Here is a 21,055-nt window from a genome sequence, read left to right as displayed (position 1 = left end):
ATCCGGCCGGAGCCGGCCCGTCAGGCCGTTTCCACATCCAGCATGTAGCCAAAGCCGCGCACCGTTTGAATGCTGGCGCCCGTGCCTTCCAGGCGCTTGCGCAGGCGGTACACATAGACTTCGACGGCGTTTTCGCTGAAGTCGGCATCCCAGGCCGAAAGCGAGTTCACGATCTGGCGCTTGGTCACGACGCGGCCGACGCGGGCCATCAGCATTTCCAGGACAGAAAGTTCGCGCACCGACAGGGACAAGCGCTGGCCATTGGCGCGGACTTCGCGGCCAACGGTATCGAACACCAGCGGTCCGACTTCGATCAGGGGCTGCGCCTGGCCGGCGCGGCGCCGGCCGAAGGCGCGCACGCGCGCCGCCAGTTCGGGCAGTTCGAAAGGTTTGGTGACGTAATCGTCCGCCCCGGCATCCAGGCCGGCAACGCGGTCCTCGATGCCATCGCGGGCGGTGAGAATAAGCACGGGGACCTGGTTGCCGTCCTGCCGCAACTGCCGCAGCACGTCCAGCCCGCTCATACCCGGGAGATTGAGGTCGAGCAGCATCAGGTCGTAGGGCTGACCTGCCAAGGCGCCCAGAACCCGGTCGCCCTCGGTCAGCCAGTCGACCGCATAGCCTTGGTCGGCCAGAAATTCCTGGAGCGCATGGCCCAGGGTGGTGTCGTCTTCGATTACCAGAACTCGCATGCGGCGATTCTAGCGCGATCCCGGCCGGAACGGGGCGTGAAATACGCCCCGAGGCCGGGAAGCGTTCAAGGTGCGGACGGAGCCGGGGCGGCTCCGGCTGCGGCGGGGGCTGCCGCGCCCGCAGCGCCGCCCGAAGGAGGCGTGGTGACGAACCCGATGCGCGTCATGCCCGAACGGCGCGCCGAAGCCATGACCTTGGCCAGCGTTTCGTAGCGGGTGTTCTGGTCCGCGCGGATGCGGATCTCGGGTTGCGGCTTGGTGCCGGCGATCGACTTGAAGCGGTTGGGCAGGTCATCGATATTGACCGGCTTCTCGTCCCAGAACAGCGCGCCGCTGGCATCGATGGCCAGGTCGACCGTCTTGGGCTCTTCCTCGATCTGCTCGGCGGCCACCTGGGGCATGTTGATCTTGATCGAATGCGCCAGCAGCGGCGCGGTGATGATGAAGATCACCAGCAGCACCAGCATCACGTCGATCAGGGGCACCATGTTGATCTCGGAAACCGTGTGGCTTCCGGATCCTTTGCCCTCGAAGCTGCCAAAGGCCATTATTCGCTCCCGCGTTGAGCCGCAGCGCCGTTGCCGTTCTGGCGGCGCAGGGCGCGCACCTTGCCGTCGGACAGCGCAACTTGCTGGCCGGTGGTCAGGAACGCGAACAGATCATGCGCGAAGGCATCCAGGCGCGACAGGAACACGCGGTTGTTGCGCACGAAGGTGTTGTACGCCAGCACCGCAGGGATGGCGACCGCCAGGCCCAGGCCCGTCATGATCAGCGCTTCGCCCACCGGACCGGCGATGCGGTTGATGGTCACGCCGTCGGACAGGCCGATGCCGACCAGGGCATGGTACACGCCCCAGACTGTGCCGAACAGGCCCACGAACGGCGCCGTCGAACCAACCGAAGCCAGTACCGTCAGGCCGTTTTCCAGCTTGGCGGTTTCTTCATCGATGACCTTGCGCATGGTGCGCGTGACGAAATCGGTATTGCTCCCGGCTTCTTCCAGCTTGGTCGCACCGAATTTGTTGTGATGCGCCTGCGCATGCATGGCATGGCTGGCCAAGTGCGAGAACGGATCGCGCGCGCCGTGCGTGACGATTTCGTTTTCCACCTGCTCGAGCGAGCTGGCGTTCCAGAACTTGTTCAGGAAGTCCGCCGAGCGCTTGCGCATGCTGACGTTGCTGGCCACCTTGACCAGGATCAGGTACCAGGTCACCAGCGACATCAGGATCAGGATGATGAACAGGCTCTTGCCGACAAAGTCGCTCTGCGCAATGAAGTGCATGAAACCCATGTCGGGGACCGCGATGGGAGCCGGCGCGGCAGGCAGCGCCGAGGGCAGCGCGGCGGCAGCGCCTTGCAGCGTGTCGGCCGACTGCTGGACAGCGCCAGCGGCTTGCTGAGCCACGGCGCCGACGGTCGAGGCGGCTTGTTGGGCGGCGGGCGCGGCCGCAGCCGCGGCAGGCGCAGCAGCGGCGGCAGCCGGCGCTGCCGGGCTGGTGGTCGCCTGCGCCACCAGGGTGGCGCTATGCAGTGCGTTGGACATCTCAGTTCCTCATTACGAAATCGAACGGAATTTTGGCTTTGGCGGGATAGGCCACGCCGTTACGGGTATACGGTTTGAAACGGCCCTTGCGGGCGGCTGCCAGCGCCGATTCGTCCAGGCGCGGAAAGCCCGAGGAAGCGTCGATGGTTGCCCGCTCGACCAGCCCCTGGGTATTGATCTCGACCAGCACCACCACCCGGCCCTCTTCCCGCATGCGGCGCGAGGCCATCGGGTAATTGGGCATGGGACGCGCGCCCTGGAACTCGATGCTGGACACCAGCACCGGTTGGTCGGGCGGCGGTCCCTGCTGCGGCCCTTGCGGCGCCTGGGTGCCTTCGGGCGCGCCGCTGGGCGGCGCCTTCGGCGCGTCCGGCTTGGGCTCGACCTTGACGTCCTGCTTGGGCTCCGGCTTGGGCTTAGGCTTGGGTGGCGGCTTGGGTTTGGGCTTGGGCGCCGGCATCGGCGGCTTTTCAACCACCGGTTCCGGTTCGGGTTCAGGCTCCGGCTCGGGCTTGAGTTCGGGCTCAGGCTCGGGTTCCGGTTCAATCTCGGGTTGCGGCTCGGGCGGCGTTTCCGTCACCGGCTGCGGCTCTTCGGGAGTGGGCTCGGCCTTGGCGATCTGGGGAATGGGCGCATCCACCACGCTCACCATGATGGCTTCCGGTTCCTCGAGTTCAGGACGATTCTCGGGCGCCATGAAGATGGCGCCGATTACTGCCGCGTGCAGCGCCAGGACCGTCAGGCCAGCGCCTGCGCGTATACCGAATGAAGAGCGCGAAGAAGAATTCCAACCGCGTTGAAAACTAGGCATGAATCAGCCAGGGTGCATTGACTTATCCGGCCAGCCAGTAAAAGACGCACACGCAATGGCGACGCCGGCTGACCGGTACAAGCCCACAATAATATCTTAAATGCGAATGATTCGCACGTCCTATTTCATCTGATCCGGTCCTACATTTCTGACCAGGATCAATGCGCCCGAGCGATGCAAGCCAACCCAATCGATGGAGAACAAAACCCAAAACAAAAAACCCGCCACCATGACGTGTGCGGGTTTTGTGTGGAGCGCATATCGGAGCTTTTGGTGGGTGCTACAGGGGTCGAACCTGTGACCTACGCCTTGTAAGGGCGCCGCTCTACCAACTGAGCTAAGCACCCATTCTGATGCAGCCTCAAGACGAAATTCGCGAAAAATCCGTACAAGCAACTGCCAACCGGGGCACTCAAAAGCAATACGCGGGCCGGAGTATACCGGACCGCGCACTTGTGGGCAAATCGCCAGGTCTGCGCCTGCGATCCGCCCGCCGTCCATTAGTTGACGGCGTCCTTCAGGGCCTTGCCCGGACGGAACTTCGGCACCTTGGCCTTCTTGATCTTGATGGTTTCGCCGGTGCGCGGATTACGACCGGTGCGAGCGGCGCGAGCCGACACAGCGAACGTGCCAAAGCCAACCAACGTAACCGTACCGCCCTTCTTCAGGGTGGTCTTGACGGCACCGATCAGGGCGTCGAGCGAACGACCAGCGGCAGCCTTGGAGATGTCAGCCTTGCTGGCGATGTGATCGATGAGTTCGGTTTTGTTCATTCAGGTGTACCCCTCACAAGGTATGGAGTCTGCCGGTAGTGCAGTTCATGGCCGTCATGATGGACGCCGCTGAAGACGCAAGACCCGACAAACGACGAACAGACAGTGGATAAACTTTTTTCTTGCGCTGCGAAGCACAACTTTTAAACTGCTGCGCCGCTTGGATTCAATGGCAAATTGCCTTCAAATCGTCAGCGACGCAGACGTGTATTAGGCCTTGGCGTGGCGCGGCTGTCAAGCGAAAACCTCACCACAACCCGCGCCAATACTAGCTTTTAGACCTTTTCGCAATAAACAGAAACACGCATTTCGGGATTTGCGCGACACCCCCGAACGCGATAGTTAACTTGCGTCAGACCTCGGCCCATCGGCGCAGCAAATTGTGATAGATGCCGGTGAGCTGCACGATGGAAGGATGCCCCGCGGCGTCCTGGTTCAAGCGCTGTATGGCCACGTCCATGTCCAGCAGCAGCGCGCGCTGGCTGTCTTCGCGCACCAGGCTCTGCATCCAGAAAAAGGACGACACGCGCGCGCCGCGCGTCACTGGATTGACCTTGTGCAGGCTGGTGCTCGGGTACAGCACCATGTGTCCGGCGGGCAGCTTCACCGCGCGCGGGCCGTAGGTATCGTCGATGACCAGCTCGCCGCCGTCGTAGGAGTCGGGCTCGGAGAAGAACAACGTAGCCGACAGGTCGGTGCGCACGCGTTCGGCCGTGCCGGCAATGCCGCGCACGGCGTTGTCCACGTGATAGCCGAAGGACTCGCCACCCTCGTAGCGATTGAACAAAGGCGGAAAGATCTTGCGCGGCAACGCGGCCGACATGAACAGGTTGTTGACCGCCAGGCGTTGCAGGATCAGGTTGCCCAGCTCCTGCGCCAAGGGGTGCTGCTCCGGCAATTGGCGGTTGCGCTTGACCTCGGCCGACTGATGGCCGGCCGTGACTTTGCCGTCGACCCAATCGGCGGCGTCCAGGCGACGCCGGATCTCGGCCGCCTCTTCAGGCGTAAAAACTTCTGCGATCTGTATAAGCATGGGCACTATCCCGATGGCGTTGCAGGCGCGGCCAGCCACCGGCCGCGCGCGTGCCGCATTATCCCTGCAGGCAGCCGTTGAGCGCCTGATCGAAATCAAACAGCAGATCGGCTTCGTCTTCGATGCCCACGGACACCCGGATGAGACTGTCCGCGATGCCCATCTGCTTGCGGCGCTCGGCGCCCATCTCGTAATAGATGGTGTGAGCGGCGGGTAGCGCCAAGCTGCGCGTATCGCCCAGGTGAGTCGCCATCAGCACGATGCGCAGGCGGTTCAGGAAATCAAAGCAATCCACCCCTTCGGCCAGTTCCACGCCGAGCAACCCGCCGAAGCGCGAACCGAACAACGCCGCCGCGCGCGCATGCTGCGGATGGCTGGCCAGCCCGGGGTAATGCACCTTGGCCACGCCGGGATGCTCTTCCAGGAAGCGCGCCAGCGCCAGCGCGTTGGCGCAATGCTTGGCCATGCGCAGGGCCAGCGTCTCGGCGCCCACCGCGATGCGGTGAGCCGGCTCGGCCGCCAGGGTGCCGCCCATGTCGCGCAAGCCCTTCTTCTTGATCTGCGTGAGACCCCAACTGGTGGACGGCCCCTTGCGATAGGCCTCGTAGATGTTCGAGTCATCCGACCAGTCGTACAGGCCGGTATCCGTCACGGCGCCGCCCAAGGCGTTGCCATGGCCACCGATGTACTTGGACAGCGAGTTCATCACCAGCGAGGCCCCGACCGAGGCCGGCCGGAACATCCAGGGCGAGGTCAGCGTGTTGTCGACGACGTAGACCAGGCCCTTCTCGCGGCAGATTTCTCCGATCACGGCCAGGTCAGCAACTTGCGTGCCCGGGTTGGCGATGGTTTCGGTAAAGACCATGCGGGTGTTGGGCTGGATCGCCGCGCGCACCTGCGCCGAATCGGTCGCATCCACGAAGGTGATCTCGATGCCCAGCTCCAGCAGCGTGCCCAGCAGGCTGTTGGTATTGCCGAACACGAACTGGCTGGACACCAGATGGTCGCCGCGGCGCAGCAGCGTGGTGAAGATCGCGGCCAGCGCAGCCATGCCGGTCGCGAAGCTGACCGTGCCCTTGCCGCCTTCCATCTGGTTGACCTTGGCCTCCAGCGCGGTAGTGGTGGGCGTGCCCTGGCGGGCGTAGGTGAAGCCGGCCTTGCCCTGAAAGACCGCAGCCAGCTCGCGGGCGTCTTCGTAAGCGAACTCCGAGGACGGATGCATGGGCTTGTGCACCGCTCCGTGCTCGACGGATTGCTTGCGGTCGGAATGGAGGATCGTGGTGGTAAAGCCGTTCTGGTGCATGATGGGCTGACGCGAAGAGGATGTGGTCTACAGGATAGGCAAGGCGGATGGATCAGGAACGGCGCTGACGCACGGTTTCGTAAAGGCAGACGGCGCTGGCCACGCTGACGTTCAGGCTTTCCACCGAACCCAGCATGGGAATGTTCACCAACTGGTCGCAGGTTTCCCGCGTCAGGCGGCGCATGCCCTCGCCTTCCGCCCCCATGACCCAGGCCATGGGCTGGCGCGCATCGATCTGGTGCATGCTGTCGGTCGCCTGGTCGTCGGTACCCACCAGCCACACGCCGCGGTCCTTCAGGCTGCGCATGGTGCGCGCCAGGTTGGTCACCATCAGATAGGGCACCGTATCGGCGGCGCCGCAAGCCACGCGCTGCACGGTCGCGTTCAGGCCGACGGCCCGGTCGCGAGGGGCGATGACCGCGTGCACGCCAGCGGCATCGGCGGTGCGCAGGCAGGCGCCCAGGTTGTGCGGATCGGTCACGCCATCGAGTATCAGCAGCAGCGGCGGACCTTCGATGACGTCGAGAACTTCGTCCACATCCACCGCCAATTGGCGTTCTTCGGCCAGCGCCACCACGCCCTGGTGGCGGGTGCCGCGGGACAAGCCGTCCAGGCGTTCCATGGGGACCGGATGCAGGCGGCAGCCCGCTTTCTCGGCCTGCTCGATGAACGTCTGCATCCGCTTGTCGCGGCGCGACGCCTCTACATAGATTTCCTTGATCGAGTCGGGCGCGTGGCGCAGCCGCGCAACAACCGCGTGAAACCCGGCCAGGACTTGGGTCGACGCCATAAATGCAATACCTTTAGATAAACGAATACCCGCCCCAGAGCGGGGCGGGCCACCGGACCAAGCCGGGCATAAATGCAATGTTACCCCTTATGGCGCGGCCGCCAAACGACGGCCAGGCCATAAAGAAGCGTCAGTGGCGCTTGTGCGCGGCCTTCTTGGCCGGCGCGGCGCGCTTGGACGCCCTGGGTGGCTTGCTGGCTTTCTTGGCCTCGGCGCGCCGCTCCTTGGCGGTCTGGCCCTTCAGGGCGGCGGGCTTGGGCGAGGCCGCCTTCTTCACGCGGCGCGACGGTTCGTCCGGCCCGCGGGCCGAGGCCTTGCGCAGGGCGTCGAAGCTCGTGCCCTGCACCAGGCGGAACTCGATGCGGCGGGCCTCCAGGTCCACGCGCGAAACCTGGACCTGAACCTTGTCGGTCAGGCGGTAGCGCATGCCGGTGCGCTCGCCGCGCAGCTCGTGCAGGGCGTCGTTGAACTGGAAGTACTCGCCGCCCAGCTCGGAAACATGCACCAGCCCTTCGACGTGCAGGGTATCCAGCGTGACAAAGATGCCAAAGCTGGCGACGCCGGTAACGGTGCCGCTGAAATCTTCGCCCACGCGCTCCTTGACGAACCAGCACTTGAGCCAGGCCTCGACGTCGCGCGACGCCTCGTCGGCGCGGCGCTCGCTGGCGGACAGGACCAGGCCCATCTTTTCCCAGATGGCGTGTTCGTGCTCGCGCTGCGTACGGCCTATCACCACAGGCTGGTCTTCCAGGCTGGGCACATACCGCTGGCCGGCCAGCAACGCCTTGATGACACGGTGCGTCAGCAGGTCGGGATAGCGGCGGATGGGCGAAGTGAAATGGCTGTAGCCAGGATAGGACAGGCCGAAGTGGCCCATATTGTCGGGGCTGTAGACCGCCTGCTGCATGGAGCGCAGGCACATGGTTTGCAGCAGCTGATAGTCGGGACGTCCGCGCACCGAATCCAGGAAGTCGCCGTAGTCCTTGGCCGTGGGCGTCTCGCCCCCGCCCAGCGACAGGCCCATGGTGCGCAGGAATTCGCGCAACGATTGCAGGCGCTCGGGGGTGGGCCCTTCGTGGATGCGGTACAGGCCGGGATGCTTGCTGCGGGTCATGAAGTCGGCCGCGCAGGTATTGGCGGCCAGCATGCATTCCTCGATCAGCTTGTGGGCATCGTTGCGCACCGACGGCACGATCTGCTCGATGCGGCCGAGCTCGTTGCAGACGATCTTGGTCTCGACCGTATCGAAGTCGATGGCGCCGCGCTTCTTGCGCCCTTGCGCCAGCAATTGATAGAGCTCGTACAGGTGCTGGACCTGAGGCATGACGCTGCGCATGGCGTGCGCCGACGGACCGCCGGGCTGCTGCAAGGCGGCCCAGATGTTCGTATAGGTGGTGCGCGCATGGGAATGCATGACCGCGTTATAGAACTGGTAGGCCGTGACCGTGCCGGCCTTGGCGCCGCTGGCCGGGATGACCATGTCGCAGACCAGCACCAGACGGTCGACGTCCGGGTTCAGCGAACACAGGCCGTTGGACAGCGACTCCGGCAGCATCGGGATGACCCGCCGCGGGAAGTACACGCTGGTGCCGCGTTCGATCGCGTCGTCGTCCAGCGCGTCGCCCGGACGCACGTAGTGGCTCACGTCGGCAATGGCCACCAGCAGGCGCCAGCCCGGACGTTTGCGCTGACCCGTACCCAGTTCCACAGGCTCACAGTAGACGGCATCGTCGAAGTCGCGCGCGTCTTCGCCGTCGATGGTGATGAGCGGCACGTCGCGCAGATCGACGCGGTCTTTCAGGTCGGTCTTCTTGACCACATCCGGCAGGCGCGCCGCCTGCTTGCGCGCGGCCTCCGAGAATTCGACCGGCACGTCGAACTTGCGCACCGCGATCTCGATTTCCATGCCGGGATCGTCGATCTCGCCCAGCACCTCGGCCACGCGGCCCAGTGGCTGCGTATGGCGCGTGGGCTGCTCCATGATTTCAACCGCGACCACCTGCCCGTGCTGGGCGCCGTTGGTATCGCTGGGCGGAATCAGGATGTCGTGCTTGATGCGCTGGTCCTCGGGAACGACGATGGACAGGCCGTGTTCGTGCAGAAAGCGTCCCACCAGCTTGTTGGTGCGGCGTTCGATGACTTCGACGATGGTGCCTTCAGGCTTGCCGCGGTATTCGCCGGCAGGCTTGACCAGGACGCGGTCGCCATGCAGCACCTTGAGCATTTCGCGCGGCGACAGGAACAGATCGGGCCCGCCGTCATCGCGCAGCAGGAAGCCGAAGCCGTCGCGATGCCCCAGCACCTTGCCGGCAACGAAGTCCAGTTTGGTGGCCAGCAGCAACACGCCCTTGCGATTGGGCATCAATTGCCCGTCGCGCTCCATGGCGCCCAGGCGGCGCTCAAATCCCACCATCGTCGCGGCGCGCTCGACGCCCATGCGTTCGGCCAGTTCCACCGGAGACAGCGGCGAGCCTGCGGCGCGCAGCGCTTTCAGGATGGCTTCACGGGACGGGACATCAGGATCGAAGTCCGGCGGCGCTTCGGGCAAGGGTGTTGATCTGTTGTTATTCGATTCGTTATTCGATCGTTTTGCCAAAGCTAAAATTTCCGTATATAATGCGCAGCTTCTGTGGTTCGCCCAAGGCTGAACACTGAAGCAGAAAATGGTCAGAAGGTTGGTTTAAAGCAAGTGTTGCTTAAAACCGTATTGTAGAACCAACTGCACTTTGGAAGCATGCTTTAGTTAATGTGTTTTAACTGAAGCGATGCAACTAGGGCGGCAGCGTATCACATACTTCTGACAGTATCGCTCAGTGCCCAGGTGGCGGAATTGGTAGACGCGCACGGTTCAGGTCCGTGTGCCGCAAGGTGTGGAGGTTCGAGTCCTCTCCTGGGCACCACGGAATTTTCAATCAAGACCAAGCAAGCCGGTCTTGATGGCAAAGGCTAAAAAGCCCCGGAAATCGCAAGATTTCCGGGGCTTTTGCTTTGCGCTTCGCAAACCCTGCCCTTCAACGCCAAGGCACTTTGCGGTTCAAATGATGCCTTGCGTACAGGTCGGTGCCCATTCCTTCGATCTGGCCATCGATCAATGCCTCGAAAGGCCGCAGCAGCGCATCGAAATTCATCGGCGCTTCGATGGCGTTCAAGGCATGCGTCACGGCCTCTATCGTGGACAGCGCACCCGGCACGTCGGCATGGCGCACGCGGTAGCGCGTGGAGAGCCCCGCGGGCAACATCACGCGCGGCAAGGCGGCGAGTGCGGGATTGATATGCAGCAACTTGCGTGCATGCCCCCAAGTGCCGTCGGGCACGATCAACCTGATGGGCGCGGCGAGATCCTGCCCGTAGCCCGGCACCAACACCTCGGCGCCCTCTCCGGGAAACAGCAAGCGAGGCAGGTACCCGGGCAATGCCCAATCTTCTTCCGAAAAATATTCGCCCACCACGCGCCGCGCGCCCGCCAGGCCCAGCACGGCCAGCCTCGCGGTGTTCAAGGCATGGCGCGCCTCGCTGGGATGCTGCAGCACCACGACTCGCGTGCGACAGGAAAGCGCGGGAATCAGCGCGCACAAACAGTGTGATCGAGGACGCAGGCAACGCGTGCAGAGGGTACGGGACATGGGGCGACACTATATCGAAACTTCGAAAGCGGCCCGGCGGCAAAAAAATATGAAAAAAACCCCACATGACTTGCACACTTCTAAAAAAGTGTGCATAATCTCGTTCCTCTGCTGCTGAACAAGAAACAACGCGAAAGCGAAGCGACAAGTAAAGCATCAGCGCCCAGGTGGCGGAATTGGTAGACGCGCACGGTTCAGGTCCGTGTGCCGCAAGGTGTGGAGGTTCGAGTCCTCTCCTGGGCACCAATTATTACATCACGAGGTACCTGCGTGATGCGCCAAAAAAACCCCGAACGCGTAAGCGTCCGGGGTTTTTTCTTTGTCCGGCCCAATTTTCTTGCCCGGCTCGCAATTTTCTTGAGCCGGGCAAGACCGCCCTACTTCAGCACATGTGTCATGACCACGTGCGGAATACCGGCCTCGACGAATTCCTCGCCTTCCACACTGAAGCCGTGCGCCTGGTAGAAGCCCGCCGCATGTGTCTGCGCGTGCAGCACCAGCATGCGATGGCCGTCGCCATGGCCTTGTTTGATCAACGCGTCCAGCAACTGGCTGCCAACACCCATGCCCCGCGCCTTCTTGTGAACCGCCATGCGGCCGATGTGGCCGTCGGGCAAAAGCCGGCCCGTACCCATCGGCGTGCCGTCCGGGCCGTAGGCCACGGCGTGCACCGACACGGCGTCGTCGTCGTCCAGTTCGACTTCGGGCGGCACTTTCTGTTCGACGACGAACACCTCGTGACGCACCGAATATGCGTCGTCGCGCAAACGGTCCCAGGTTCCCAGGGCGATACGCACCGTAGCTTGTTTGTTGGTCGACATGTCCATCCCTCGCGTGCAGCAAATGAATAAAAGAATCCTACGCCTCATTTTAGGCAGGGATGAACAAGGGCCAAAAGGGGGTACGATCGCGGCTTGCCCACGTCGTCCATGTTCCGCCACATGCCGCCTGCCGCTCCCCCCGCCTGGTTGAAAGCCGCGCCCGCGCTCTTCCTGCTTCTCTGGTCCAGCGGTTTCGTCGTGCTCAAGGTGGGTCTGGCCTATGCCGACCCCATGACGTTCCTGGCCTTGCGCTATGCCTGCGTGGTGCTGATTCTTGCGCCCTTCATGCTGGTTCTGCGCCCGCCGCTGCCGCGCGGCGCCAGCGCCTGGGGCCATCTGGCGATGGTCGGGCTGCTGTTGCAGGCAGGCTACTTCTGTTTCACCTATCTGTCGCTCAAACAGGGCATGTCGGCCGGCGCCGTGGCGCTGATCACATCGCTGCAGCCTATCCTGATCGGCCTGCTGGCGCCGGCGATCGCGCACGAGAAAGTCGACGCCCGCCGCTGGGCGGGCCTGGGCCTGGGGGTATCGGGCGCCGCGCTGGTGATCATCGCCAAGGCCTCGATCGACGTGCTCTCGCCGCTAGGCCTGGCGTTCGCCATCTGCGCCCTGCTCTGCATCGCTGGGGGCACCCTGTATGAAAAGCGCTACGGCGTGCAGACGCACCCCGTCACCTCCAATATGGTGCAGTACGCGGTCGGCCTGATCGCCACCGCGCCGCTGGCGTTCTGGCTGGAACCGATGCACATCGAGTGGACCGGCCCCTTGCTGGGTTCGCTGGCCTATCTGGTCGTGGGCAATTCGCTGGTGGCCATCACCTTGCTCTTGACCATGATCCGCTACGGCGAGGCCTCGCGCGTGTCCGCGCTGTTCTTCCTGGTGCCGCCCTGCACGGCCATCATCGCGCTGATCATCCTGGGCGAAGCCATCCCCGCGCTGGCCTGGCCCGGCATGGCCCTGGCAGCGCTCGGCATCCTGCTGGTGACGCGCACGGCACGGGCGTCGCCCAAGTAGAATGAGCGCCCTTCCAGGTCCCCGTCCATGAACGCCGTCATTACCTCCGCCCTGCCGGTCTTTGCGCTGATCCTGACCGGCTGGCTCGCCGCCCGCTGGCGCATCCTGGGTTCCGGCGCCACCGACGCACTGAATCGCTACGTCGTCTATCTGTCGCTGCCCGCGCTGCTGTTCCGCGCCATGACCCAGGTGGACCTGGCGCACATGGCGCACTGGGGTTTCGTGGGAGCCTTCGCGGGCGGCATCGCCGTCACGTTCCTGGTCTCTTTTGCCGGCGCGCGCCGCACGCAGCGCGCGCTGACCGACCGCGGCATCCAGGGCCTGGCCGCATCCTACGCCAACGCCGGCTACATGGGCATTCCGCTATGCCTGGCGCTGTTCGGCCCCGACAGCATGGCGCCCGCCACATTCACCACTCTGCTCACCGCCAGCGTGCTGTTCGGCTGTGCCATCGCCCTGATCGAGTTCGACCGCCAGCAAACGCCCAACCTGCCCTCCACGCTGCTCAAGGTCGGGCGCGCGCTGCTGCGCAATCCGCTGCTGGCGGCGCCGCTGCTGGGCCTGGCCTGGGCCTTCACCGGGCTCGCGCTGCCAGAGGGCGTGGACCGCTACGTGGCCTTGCTCGGCGCGTCCGCCAGCCCCTGCGCGCTGGTCACGATAGGCCTGTTCCTGGCGCAGACGGAAACATCCAGCTCGGGGCCGGGCGTCATGCGCCTGGTCACCGGCAAGCTCTTGCTGCAGCCCGCCGTCACGGCCGTGCTGGCGTTCCATGTCTTCACCATGCCGCCAATATGGGCCTGGACCGCCGTGCTGATGAGCGCGCTGCCGATCGGCACAGGGCCTTTCATGCTGGCGCAGATGTACGGCCGCGACGCCCGCGTGACCTCGCGCGCCATCCTGGTCTCCACGGTGGCATCGGTGCTGACTGTCAGCCTGCTGGTCGCCTGGATCAGCGCCCATCCGCTTTCCTGACGCTTTTCATCATGCTGCTCGCCGCCGCCATTTTCGTACTCACCATCACCCTGGTCATCTGGCAGCCCAGAGGCCTGTCGATAGGCTGGAGCGCCGTGCTGGGCGCGGCGCTCGCGCTGGCTACGGGGGTGGTCCACCTGGCCGACATCGCGGATGTCTGGCGCATCGTCTGGAACGCCACCGCCACCTTCATCGCCATCATCGTCACCAGTCTGATCCTGGACGAGGCCGGCTTCTTCGAATGGTCTGCGCTGCACGTGGCACGCTGGGGCGGAGGCCGGGGCCGGCTGCTGTTCGTCCTGATCGTGCTGCTGGGCGCGGCGGTGTCCGCGCTGTTCGCCAACGACGGCGCGGCGCTGATCCTCACACCCATCGTCATGGAAATGCTGGTGGCGCTGGGCTTCGGCCCCGGCGCTTCGCTGGCCTTCGTGATGGCTGCGGGCTTCATCGCGGACACGGGCAGCATTGCGCTGATCGTGTCCAACCTGGTCAACATCGTCTCGGCCGACTTTTTCAACATCGGGTTCGGCGAGTACGCGTCGGTGATGCTGCCGGTGAACCTGATGGCCGTGGCGTCGACCCTGGCGGTGCTGTTGCTGTTCTTCCACCGCAGCATTCCGCCGCGCTATGACGTAAGCCAACTGCCCGCGCCTGCTTCCGCGATCCGCGACCTGACCACGTTCCGCGCCGGCTGGGTCGTGCTGGCGCTGCTGCTGGCGGGCTTTTTCATCCTGGAACCCATGGGCATCCCGGTCAGCGCCATCGCCGCCGTCGGGGCGCTGGGCCTGCTGCTGATCGCCGGAAGGCAGCATATCGTCGGCACGCGGCGCATCATGCGCGAGGCCCCCTGGCACATCGTAGTCTTCTCGCTGGGCATGTACCTGGTGGTGTATGGCCTGCGCAACGCCGGCCTGACCGCGCACCTGGCGCAGGTGCTGGACCGTTGCGCGGAGTATGGCGTGTGGGGCGCGGCGATGGGCACGGGCATCATCACCGCCTTCCTGGCCTCCATCATGAACAACCTGCCCACCGTACTGGTGGGCGCGCTGTCGATCGCGGACACCAGCGCCACCGGCGTGGTGAAGGATGCCATGATCTACGCCAACATCATCGGCAGCGATCTCGGCCCCAAGATCACCCCCATCGGCAGCCTGGCGACGCTGCTGTGGCTGCACGTGCTGGCGCGCAAGGGCCTGCGCATCACCTGGGGCTATTACTTCAGGGTCGGCATCGTGCTGACCTTGCCAGTGCTGCTGCTGACCCTGGCGGCGCTGGCGTGGCGGCTGCAATAGACGGCCACATATTACTTTTAGTTATTTAAAAGACATTAATCGATGGTTTGAGTCAGGCTTGCACCGCTTTAGACTTACGAACCTATACGGGTGCCTGCGCGCGCCCGTTTTGCTTTCTTACGCATCAGATCCCCGGGACTCGCCCATGAGCACCAACGCTTCCACCCTCCCCCTGCCGTCTTCCGCCCTGCCGCCCATCCAGATCAACCGCAAGCCGCTCTGGATCGCCTTGCTGCTGGTGCTGGCAGGCGCCCTGTACCTGCACCAGACCGTCAGCTGGCGCCAGGGAGCGCTGTGGGTTGTCGGCGCCCTGCTGGGCGTGACCCTGTACCACGCCTCTTTCGGCTTCACCCAAGCCTGGCGCGTGTTCGTGTCCGACCGCCGCGGCGCCGGGCTGCGCGCGCAGATGCTGATGCTGGCCGCGGGCGTGCTGCTGTTCTTCCCCTTCCTGGCGGCGGGCTCGCTGTTCGGCCAGCCGGTCAGCGGCTTCGTGTCGCCCCCGGGCGTCTCGGTCCTGCTGGGCGCCTTTCTGTTCGGCATCGGCATGCAACTGGGCGGCGGCTGCGCCTCGGGCACGCTGTTCGCCGTGGGCGGGGGCAACACCCGCATGGTGGTCACGTTGCTGTTCTTCATCATCGGCTCGGTCATCGCCACCGCCAACTTCGGCTGGTGGTCGAACCTGCCGGCGCTGGCGCCGACCTCGCTGATCAAGACCTGGGGCCTGGCGCCCGCGCTGGCCATCAACCTGGCCGTGTTCGCGCTGATCGCGTGGGCGGCCACGGCGCTGGAAAAGCGCCGCCACGGCCATGTGATCTCCTTTGCCTCGCGCACCGCGCGCCCGGTGTCCTTGCTGCAAGGTCCCTGGCCGCTGATCTGGGGCGGCGTGGCGCTGGTGGTGCTGAACTTCGCCACGCTGGCGTTGGCCGGCCGCCCCTGGGGCATCACGTCCGCCTTCGCGCTGTGGGGCGCCAAGACCCTGGACGCCTTCGGCGGCGACGTGGCCACCTGGGCCTACTGGGCCAAGCAGCCCTCGCTGGCCGCGCCGCTGCGCCAGGACGTCACCACCGTCATGGACATCGGCCTGATGCTGGGCGCGCTTGCCGCCGCCAGCGCCGCCGGCAAGTTCGCACCCATCTGGAAGGTGCCGGCCCTCTCGCTCGTGGGCGCCGTCGTCGGCGGCCTGCTGCTGGGCTACGGTTCGCGCCTGGCCTTCGGCTGCAATATCGGCGCCTACTTCAGCGGCATCCTGTCGGGCAGCCTGCACGCCTGGCTGTGGCTGCCGGCCGCCTTCGCCGGCAGCGCCCTGGGCGTGCGCCTGCGTCCGGCGTTCGGCCTCGCGGTGGAGAAGACCCCGGCGGCTTCCAGCTGCTGAGAAACAGTATTCCAGGACCTTCCCCCGGCACGAGGGGATGGCTCCTGGTGTATGGTTGCTCCATCCCGAAATACGGAGATGGACATGAGCTGGTTTTTCGGCCGTTACACGGCTTTTTTGTTGACCCTGATCGGCGCCGCGGTCACCGCGGCCCTGGCTGCGACCAGCTCGCTCTGGTGGCTGTGGCTGGCCGTGCCGCTGGCGCTGCTGGGCGCGCTGGGCGTCTATGACCTGGTGCAGACCCGCCACGCCATCCGACGCAACTATCCGGTCCTGGGCAATCTGCGGTTCCTGTTCGAGTTCATCCGTCCCGAGATCCGCCAATACTTCCTGGAAGACGACACGCAGGCCGCGCCGTTCTCGCGCGCGCAGCGTTCCATCGTCTATCAGCGCGCCAAGCGCGAAATCGACAAGCGCCCCTTCGGCACCCAGGAAGACGTCTACGGCGACCGCTACGAATGGATCAACCATTCCATGTCGCCCTCGCAAATCCCCGACACCGACTTCCGCGTCACCGTGGGCGGCCCCGAGTGCAAGCAGCCGTACTCCATGTCCGCGTTCAATGTGTCGGCCATGAGCTTCGGCGCCTTGTCGGCCAACGCCGTCCTGGCCCTGAACGAGGGCGCCCGCCAGGGCAACTTCGCGCACGACACCGGTGAAGGCGGCATCAGCCGCTACCATCGCCAGCCGGGCGGCGGCCTGGTCTGGAATATCGGCTCGGGCTACTTCGGCTGCCGCGATGAACACGGCGCGTTCTCCGAAGAAGCCTTCGTCAAGAATGCCTGTACGCCGCAGGTCAAGATGATCGAGATCAAGCTGTCGCAAGGCGCCAAGCCCGGCCACGGCGGCATCCTGCCCGCGGGCAAGGTCACGCCCGAGATCGCCGAGGCGCGCGGCGTCGTGGCCTGGCAGGACTGCAATTCGCCCGCCACCCATTCCGCCTTCGACTCGCCCATCGGCCTGATGAAGTTCGTGGCACGCCTGCGCGAGCTGTCCGGCGGCAAGCCAGTCGGCTTCAAGTTCTGCGTGGGCCATCCCTGGGAATGGTTCGCCATCGTCAAGGCCATGCTGGAAACCGGCATCACGCCGGACTTCATCGTGGTGGACGGGGCCGAAGGCGGCACCGGCGCCGCGCCCGTGGAGTTCGTGGATCACGTCGGCACGCCCCTGCGCGAAGCGCTGCGCCTGGTCCACAACACGCTGATCGGCGTGAACCTGCGCGACCGCATCAAGCTAGGCGCGTCCGGCAAAATCATCACGGCCTTCGACATGGCCCGCGTCATGGCCATGGGCGCGGACTGGTGCAACGCGGCGCGCGGCTTCATGTTCGCCATCGGCTGTATCCAGGCCCAGGCCTGCCACACCGGCAAATGCCCCACTGGCGTCACCACGCAAGACCCGCTGCGGCAGCGCGCGTTGGTGGTGCCGGACAAGGCGCAGCGCGTGGCCAACTTCCACCGCAACACCCTGCATGCGCTGGCGGAACTGTTGGCGGCAGCCGGCCTGACTCACCCCGGCCAACTCCGTCCGCACCATATCGCGCGCCGCATCTCGTCCAGCGAAATCCGGCTGCTGTCGGCGCTGTTCCCGGAGCTGGCGCCCGGCGAACTGCTGCGCGGCGAATTCCGCCACCAGGTGTTCCGCGCAGGCTGGTCGATGGCCCAGGCCAGTTCGTTCCAGCCGACCCACGACATCACCACGGCCCTGGCGCAAGAACACGCCGCCCATGCCGCACCGGCCGCCGCGCAAGTCTGAGCCGACTGGCGCCGGGCGCTACAGCCAGCGTTCGAACATGCGCGAGAAGAACTCCATCGAACGGTCTCCCACGCCCCTGGCCTGCCAGGCCTCGGGCGTGATCCGCACCGCATCGGCGACATCGCGCTGAAACAGCGCCTCCATTTCCGCCGCGAATTCAGGCCCCAGCACCACCGCGTTGATTTCGTAGTTCAGGGCAAAACTGCGCCAATCCAGGTTGCTGGAACCCACCGTGGACCACACGCCGTCCACCACCGCGGTCTTGGCATGCAGGAGCGCATCGCGCCGCTCGTAGATTTTCACGCCGGCCCTCAGCAGATCCGTGTAATGCGACCGCCCCGCATGGAACACCAGCGACGAATCGCTGAAGCCTGGCAGCACCAGCGCCACGTCGACGCCCCGTCCGGCCGCGTCCGTCAGGACGTCGATGAAGGCCGGATCCGGCACGAAGTACGCCATGGTGATGTGGATGTATTCCTGCGCGCTTTCAAACGCCGACATCAGCGTCAGATAGACGGTGTAGCCATCGCTGCGATCCGGCTGGTTGGCCAGTATCCGCACGGTCGTCGCGCCTGCGGCTGGCGCTACCTGCGAGTCTCCACCCTTGATCGGTTCCTTGGACTGGGATTCCCAGCCAGCGCGGAGGACTTGCTCCAGCTGGGCCACCGCGGGCCCCTCGATGCGCAGATGCGTGTCGCGCCAAGGAGCTTCCTTGGCATCCGCCGCAGCTGGCCCGTCGGCCTTGCCGGCGCCGCTTCCCGATCTCGATCCTGATCCAGACCCGGGCGAGGATTCGTAGACGCTGCTGACGTTGATGCCGCCCAGGTAGCCGACCTTGCCGTCCACGACCAGCACCTTGCGATGGTTGCGCTGGTTCGGCGACCACCCCGCGCGGCCGCTGGCCGGGTTGACCGGATTGAATATCGCCACCTGCACGCCCGCGTCGCGCAGGCGCTGGAACAAGGCATCGGGCGTCTTGATGGTCCCTACCGCGTCGACCATCAAGGACACTTCGGCGCCGCGATTGCGCGCCGCGATCAAGGCTTCGGCAAAGCGCGCACCCTCGGCATCGTCATCGAAGATATAGGTTTCCATGTGCACATATCGGCGCGCCTGCGCAATGGACTGCAACATGGCGCGATAGGTGCTGGGCCCGTCAGCCAACAGCCGGACGCGGTTGCCGGCCACCAGCGGCGCGCCGCTGACCGCCTGCTCGACGGCGAGGTGACGCGCAAGGAAGTCATCCTTGGGAGTCTGCGGATCCGCCGCGATACCCTGGCCGCGGCGATAGCTGTCCAGCGCCGCGTCGGCCGACAGGCTGGCCTGCGATTCGCGTTCGCGGCGCTCCTGGGAGTCGGGAACGCTGGCGCACGCCGCCAGCAAGGCCGCGCACGCCAGCGGCAACAACCACCGGTATGCGCCGGCCAGCCACGGCCACTTGTCCCGCCGCAATCCCGGCCGGCGCACCGCCGCGGGCGGCTTCATGGCTTTCCGGCTTAGCGGCGGCCGCCCGAAGCCAGCAGGCAGCCGAGCAAGGCGCCCACCAGCGCCGCCACGCCCACCGACTTCCAGGCATGTTCATGCACGTACTCGTCGGCGTAGGCGGTGGCGCGGCGCGCGCGCTCCCGTGCCGCGCCCTCCCAATCACCGGCGGACTCGCGCGCCTCGGCCACCTGGCGCTTCAGGCGCGCGCGCGCCGCCTCGATCTCGGAGCCTGTGTACGTAGCGGTCGACCGTAAGAGGTCTTCCGTACCGGCGAGCAGTTCATGGAAGCTGTCGCTCACCCGTTCACGGTGCAGGGCCATTTCGGCGCGTTGGTGCTTACGGTTCATCGTCGCTCCTTGTCGTTGTCGGGCCTCGCGGAATCGGGCCGCCTGACGCAATGCAGCATGCCGCGTTCCCGGACGGGGCTGCGCATTGCGTGGCCCCATTGTGACCATCATCGGGCACCCTCGCCAGAGCTTTGGCAACCAGCGGTAAACCGATATTTCAACGCAAGCAAACGTATCGGAAGGCTGCGGCCGAACGCGGGCGCAGGCGTCCAGGCTCCCTTTCGAATTCGTAAAAGTCCATTGCATTCAGCGGCTTGGCGCTTGACACCGGCCCTGCCCTGGCGGCCACAATAGACTTTTGCAATGCGCCAGAACCGCCTGGTCTGGGCCTCCCAACGCCGTGCCTCCCTAGCGCTTGCCACCCCTTTCGGGGACGTGTCCGCCGGGGGTGGTCCGGCGACAGAAAAGGAACAGGACGCATGGTTTCGCCTTCCGCACTGTTTGCCCCCGCCGCGCCGACGTTCATCGCCCAGGAGCCGCAGCCTCCCAGCGCCGAACAAATCGAACTGCGCGACGGCTTGCTGGCGCGTCACGCGCACATTGATCCCAAGTTCCTCTATGACGCGCTGGGCTCGGCGCTCTTCACCGCCATCACGCAGTTGCCGGAGTACTACCCGACGCGCTGCGAGTCGGAAATCTTCCAGCGTCACGGCGCCGACATCGCCCGCCACATCGGCCCAGTGCTCTCGATGGTGGACCTGGGCGCGGGCGATTGCGTCAAGGCCGAACGCCTGTTTGCCAGCCTGCGCCCGCGCCATTACGTACCCATCGACATCTCGGCCGACTACCTGCAAGCCGCGGTGCGCCGCCTGCAGCTGTCCTACCCCGACCTGCAGATCACCGCCATCGGCCAGGACTACACCCACGCGCTGGCCCTGCCCGCCAGCGTACCCGCCGAACGGCGGCTGTTCTTCTATCCCGGCTCCAGCATCGGCAATCTCAGTCCCGAGGACGCGCATGCCATGCTGCGGCGGATCCGCGAGCAATGCGCGGGCGGCGGGCTGCTGGTGGGCGTGGACCGCGTCAAACCCAAGCAGGTGCTGGAACCCGCCTACGACGACGCGCTGCACCTGACCGCGGCCTTCAACCTGAACCTGCTGCGGCACGTGAACAGCGTGCTGGACGCCGATTTCGACGTGGACGACTGGCGCCATGTGGCGCTGTTCAACAGCGCCAGTTCGCGCATCGAAATGCATCTGGAAGCGCAACGCGCGGTGCGCGTGGCCTGGCCCGGCGGCGCGCGCGCCTTCAGCGCCGGCGAACGCATCCACACCGAAAATTCCTACAAGTTCACCCCGCCAGCCTTCGCCGACCTGCTGCAAAGCGCCGGCTACCGCGACGTCGTGCATTGGTCGGATTCCCGCGGCTGGTTTTCGGTTTTCAGCGCCCGCGCCTGAAGCGGGCCCGCCCTCAACGCCACTGGAGGATC

General features: G+C 65.3%; 19 protein-coding genes and 3 tRNA genes. 8 read left to right on the top strand and 14 right to left on the bottom strand.

Annotated elements, in window-relative coordinates; all coding sequences use genetic code 11:
* Positions 1–20 precede the first annotated feature (20 nt).
* The 10 genes from IPU70_RS08300 to rnr all read right to left on the bottom strand — a co-directional run bounded on the left by IPU70_RS08300 (position 21) and on the right by rnr (position 9,541).
* Positions 21–692: a response regulator transcription factor gene (locus IPU70_RS08300; protein WP_006218435.1), complete on the bottom strand. Its 672-nt coding sequence runs from the start codon at positions 690–692 to the stop codon at positions 21–23.
* Positions 693–757: 65 nt separating this feature from the next.
* Positions 758–1,240 carry a biopolymer transporter ExbD gene (locus tag IPU70_RS08295; RefSeq protein WP_088139398.1) on the bottom strand — a complete coding sequence of 161 codons (483 nt, stop codon included), beginning with the start codon at positions 1,238–1,240 and terminating at the stop codon, positions 758–760.
* Positions 1,240–2,235 (bottom strand): MotA/TolQ/ExbB proton channel family protein, encoded by a 996-nt coding sequence (locus tag IPU70_RS08290; protein ID WP_013392623.1) that lies wholly within the window; start codon positions 2,233–2,235, stop codon positions 1,240–1,242. The genes IPU70_RS08295 and IPU70_RS08290 overlap by 1 nt, the downstream gene beginning before the upstream one ends.
* 1 nt (position 2,236) lies before the next feature.
* Complete coding sequence (locus IPU70_RS08285) at positions 2,237–3,046, bottom strand: energy transducer TonB (protein WP_013392622.1); 810 nt, start codon at positions 3,044–3,046, stop codon at positions 2,237–2,239.
* A gap of 271 nt (positions 3,047–3,317) precedes the next feature.
* Positions 3,318–3,393, bottom strand: a tRNA-Val gene (locus IPU70_RS08280).
* A 153-nt stretch (positions 3,394–3,546) separates the two neighbouring features.
* Positions 3,547–3,819: an HU family DNA-binding protein gene (locus IPU70_RS08275; RefSeq protein ID WP_003812968.1), complete on the bottom strand. Its 273-nt coding sequence runs from the start codon at positions 3,817–3,819 to the stop codon at positions 3,547–3,549.
* Positions 3,820–4,171: 352 nt separating this feature from the next.
* Entirely contained in the window at positions 4,172–4,852 is a 681-nt protein-coding gene (locus IPU70_RS08270) for a Fe2+-dependent dioxygenase (RefSeq protein WP_207466403.1), read from the bottom strand.
* Positions 4,853–4,910: 58 nt separating this feature from the next.
* Entirely contained in the window at positions 4,911–6,155 is a 1,245-nt protein-coding gene (locus IPU70_RS08265) for a cystathionine gamma-synthase family protein (protein ID WP_207466401.1), read from the bottom strand.
* Between the two features lie 52 nt (positions 6,156–6,207).
* Positions 6,208–6,945 carry a 23S rRNA (guanosine(2251)-2'-O)-methyltransferase RlmB gene (gene rlmB / locus IPU70_RS08260; protein WP_013392619.1) on the bottom strand — a complete coding sequence of 246 codons (738 nt, stop codon included), beginning with the start codon at positions 6,943–6,945 and terminating at the stop codon, positions 6,208–6,210.
* A 130-nt stretch (positions 6,946–7,075) separates the two neighbouring features.
* Complete coding sequence (gene rnr / locus IPU70_RS08255; RefSeq protein WP_207466399.1) at positions 7,076–9,541, bottom strand: ribonuclease R; 2,466 nt, start codon at positions 9,539–9,541, stop codon at positions 7,076–7,078.
* A 219-nt stretch (positions 9,542–9,760) separates the two neighbouring features.
* Here rnr and IPU70_RS08250 point away from each other — a divergent pair.
* Positions 9,761–9,845 (top strand) — tRNA-Leu (locus IPU70_RS08250).
* Positions 9,846–9,956: 111 nt separating this feature from the next.
* Here the strand turns inward: IPU70_RS08250 and IPU70_RS08245 are convergent.
* Positions 9,957–10,568, bottom strand: a complete 612-nt coding sequence (locus tag IPU70_RS08245; protein WP_207466397.1) for a tRNA-uridine aminocarboxypropyltransferase — start codon at positions 10,566–10,568, stop codon at positions 9,957–9,959.
* A gap of 161 nt (positions 10,569–10,729) precedes the next feature.
* Here IPU70_RS08245 and IPU70_RS08240 point away from each other — a divergent pair.
* Positions 10,730–10,814: transfer RNA gene (locus tag IPU70_RS08240), tRNA-Leu, on the top strand.
* A 131-nt stretch (positions 10,815–10,945) separates the two neighbouring features.
* Here the strand turns inward: IPU70_RS08240 and IPU70_RS08235 are convergent.
* On the bottom strand, positions 10,946–11,395 hold the full coding sequence (locus IPU70_RS08235; RefSeq protein ID WP_371818883.1) for a GNAT family N-acetyltransferase: 450 nt from the start codon (positions 11,393–11,395) through the stop codon (positions 10,946–10,948).
* A 114-nt stretch (positions 11,396–11,509) separates the two neighbouring features.
* Between IPU70_RS08235 and IPU70_RS08230 the strand changes: the two genes are divergently transcribed.
* The 5 genes from IPU70_RS08230 (at position 11,510) to IPU70_RS08210 (ending at position 17,794) form a co-directional block, all read left to right on the top strand.
* Entirely contained in the window at positions 11,510–12,403 is an 894-nt protein-coding gene (locus IPU70_RS08230; protein ID WP_207466528.1) for a DMT family transporter, read from the top strand.
* Positions 12,404–12,430: 27 nt separating this feature from the next.
* Complete coding sequence (locus IPU70_RS08225) at positions 12,431–13,375, top strand: AEC family transporter (RefSeq protein ID WP_207466392.1); 945 nt, start codon at positions 12,431–12,433, stop codon at positions 13,373–13,375.
* Between the two features lie 11 nt (positions 13,376–13,386).
* Complete coding sequence (locus IPU70_RS08220; protein ID WP_207466390.1) at positions 13,387–14,667, top strand: arsenic transporter; 1,281 nt, start codon at positions 13,387–13,389, stop codon at positions 14,665–14,667.
* Positions 14,668–14,812: 145 nt separating this feature from the next.
* Positions 14,813–16,039, top strand: coding sequence for a YeeE/YedE family protein (locus IPU70_RS08215; protein WP_207466388.1), 1,227 nt, complete (start codon positions 14,813–14,815; stop codon positions 16,037–16,039).
* An 84-nt stretch (positions 16,040–16,123) separates the two neighbouring features.
* Positions 16,124–17,794: an FMN-binding glutamate synthase family protein gene (locus IPU70_RS08210; RefSeq protein ID WP_207466385.1), complete on the top strand. Its 1,671-nt coding sequence runs from the start codon at positions 16,124–16,126 to the stop codon at positions 17,792–17,794.
* Positions 17,795–17,812: 18 nt separating this feature from the next.
* On the opposite strand, the gene IPU70_RS08205 is transcribed toward IPU70_RS08210, so the two are convergent.
* Both IPU70_RS08205 and IPU70_RS08200 read right to left on the bottom strand, forming a co-directional pair.
* Positions 17,813–19,279, bottom strand: a complete 1,467-nt coding sequence (locus IPU70_RS08205) for a phosphatidylserine/phosphatidylglycerophosphate/cardiolipin synthase family protein (RefSeq protein WP_242702375.1) — start codon at positions 19,277–19,279, stop codon at positions 17,813–17,815.
* 11 nt (positions 19,280–19,290) lie between these two features.
* Positions 19,291–19,626, bottom strand: a complete 336-nt coding sequence (locus tag IPU70_RS08200) for a YqjD family protein (protein WP_013392609.1) — start codon at positions 19,624–19,626, stop codon at positions 19,291–19,293.
* Between the two features lie 419 nt (positions 19,627–20,045).
* Here IPU70_RS08200 and egtD point away from each other — a divergent pair, with 419 nt between their 5' ends.
* Positions 20,046–21,023: an L-histidine N(alpha)-methyltransferase gene (egtD, locus tag IPU70_RS08195; RefSeq protein WP_207466383.1), complete on the top strand. Its 978-nt coding sequence runs from the start codon at positions 20,046–20,048 to the stop codon at positions 21,021–21,023.
* Positions 21,024–21,055: the final 32 nt, after the last annotated feature.

Source organism: Achromobacter sp. SD115 (assembly GCF_017355315.1).
GTDB classification, from domain to species: domain Bacteria; phylum Pseudomonadota; class Gammaproteobacteria; order Burkholderiales; family Burkholderiaceae_B; genus Achromobacter; species Achromobacter xylosoxidans_B.
This window is presented reverse-complemented; position numbering and strand designations above follow the sequence as displayed.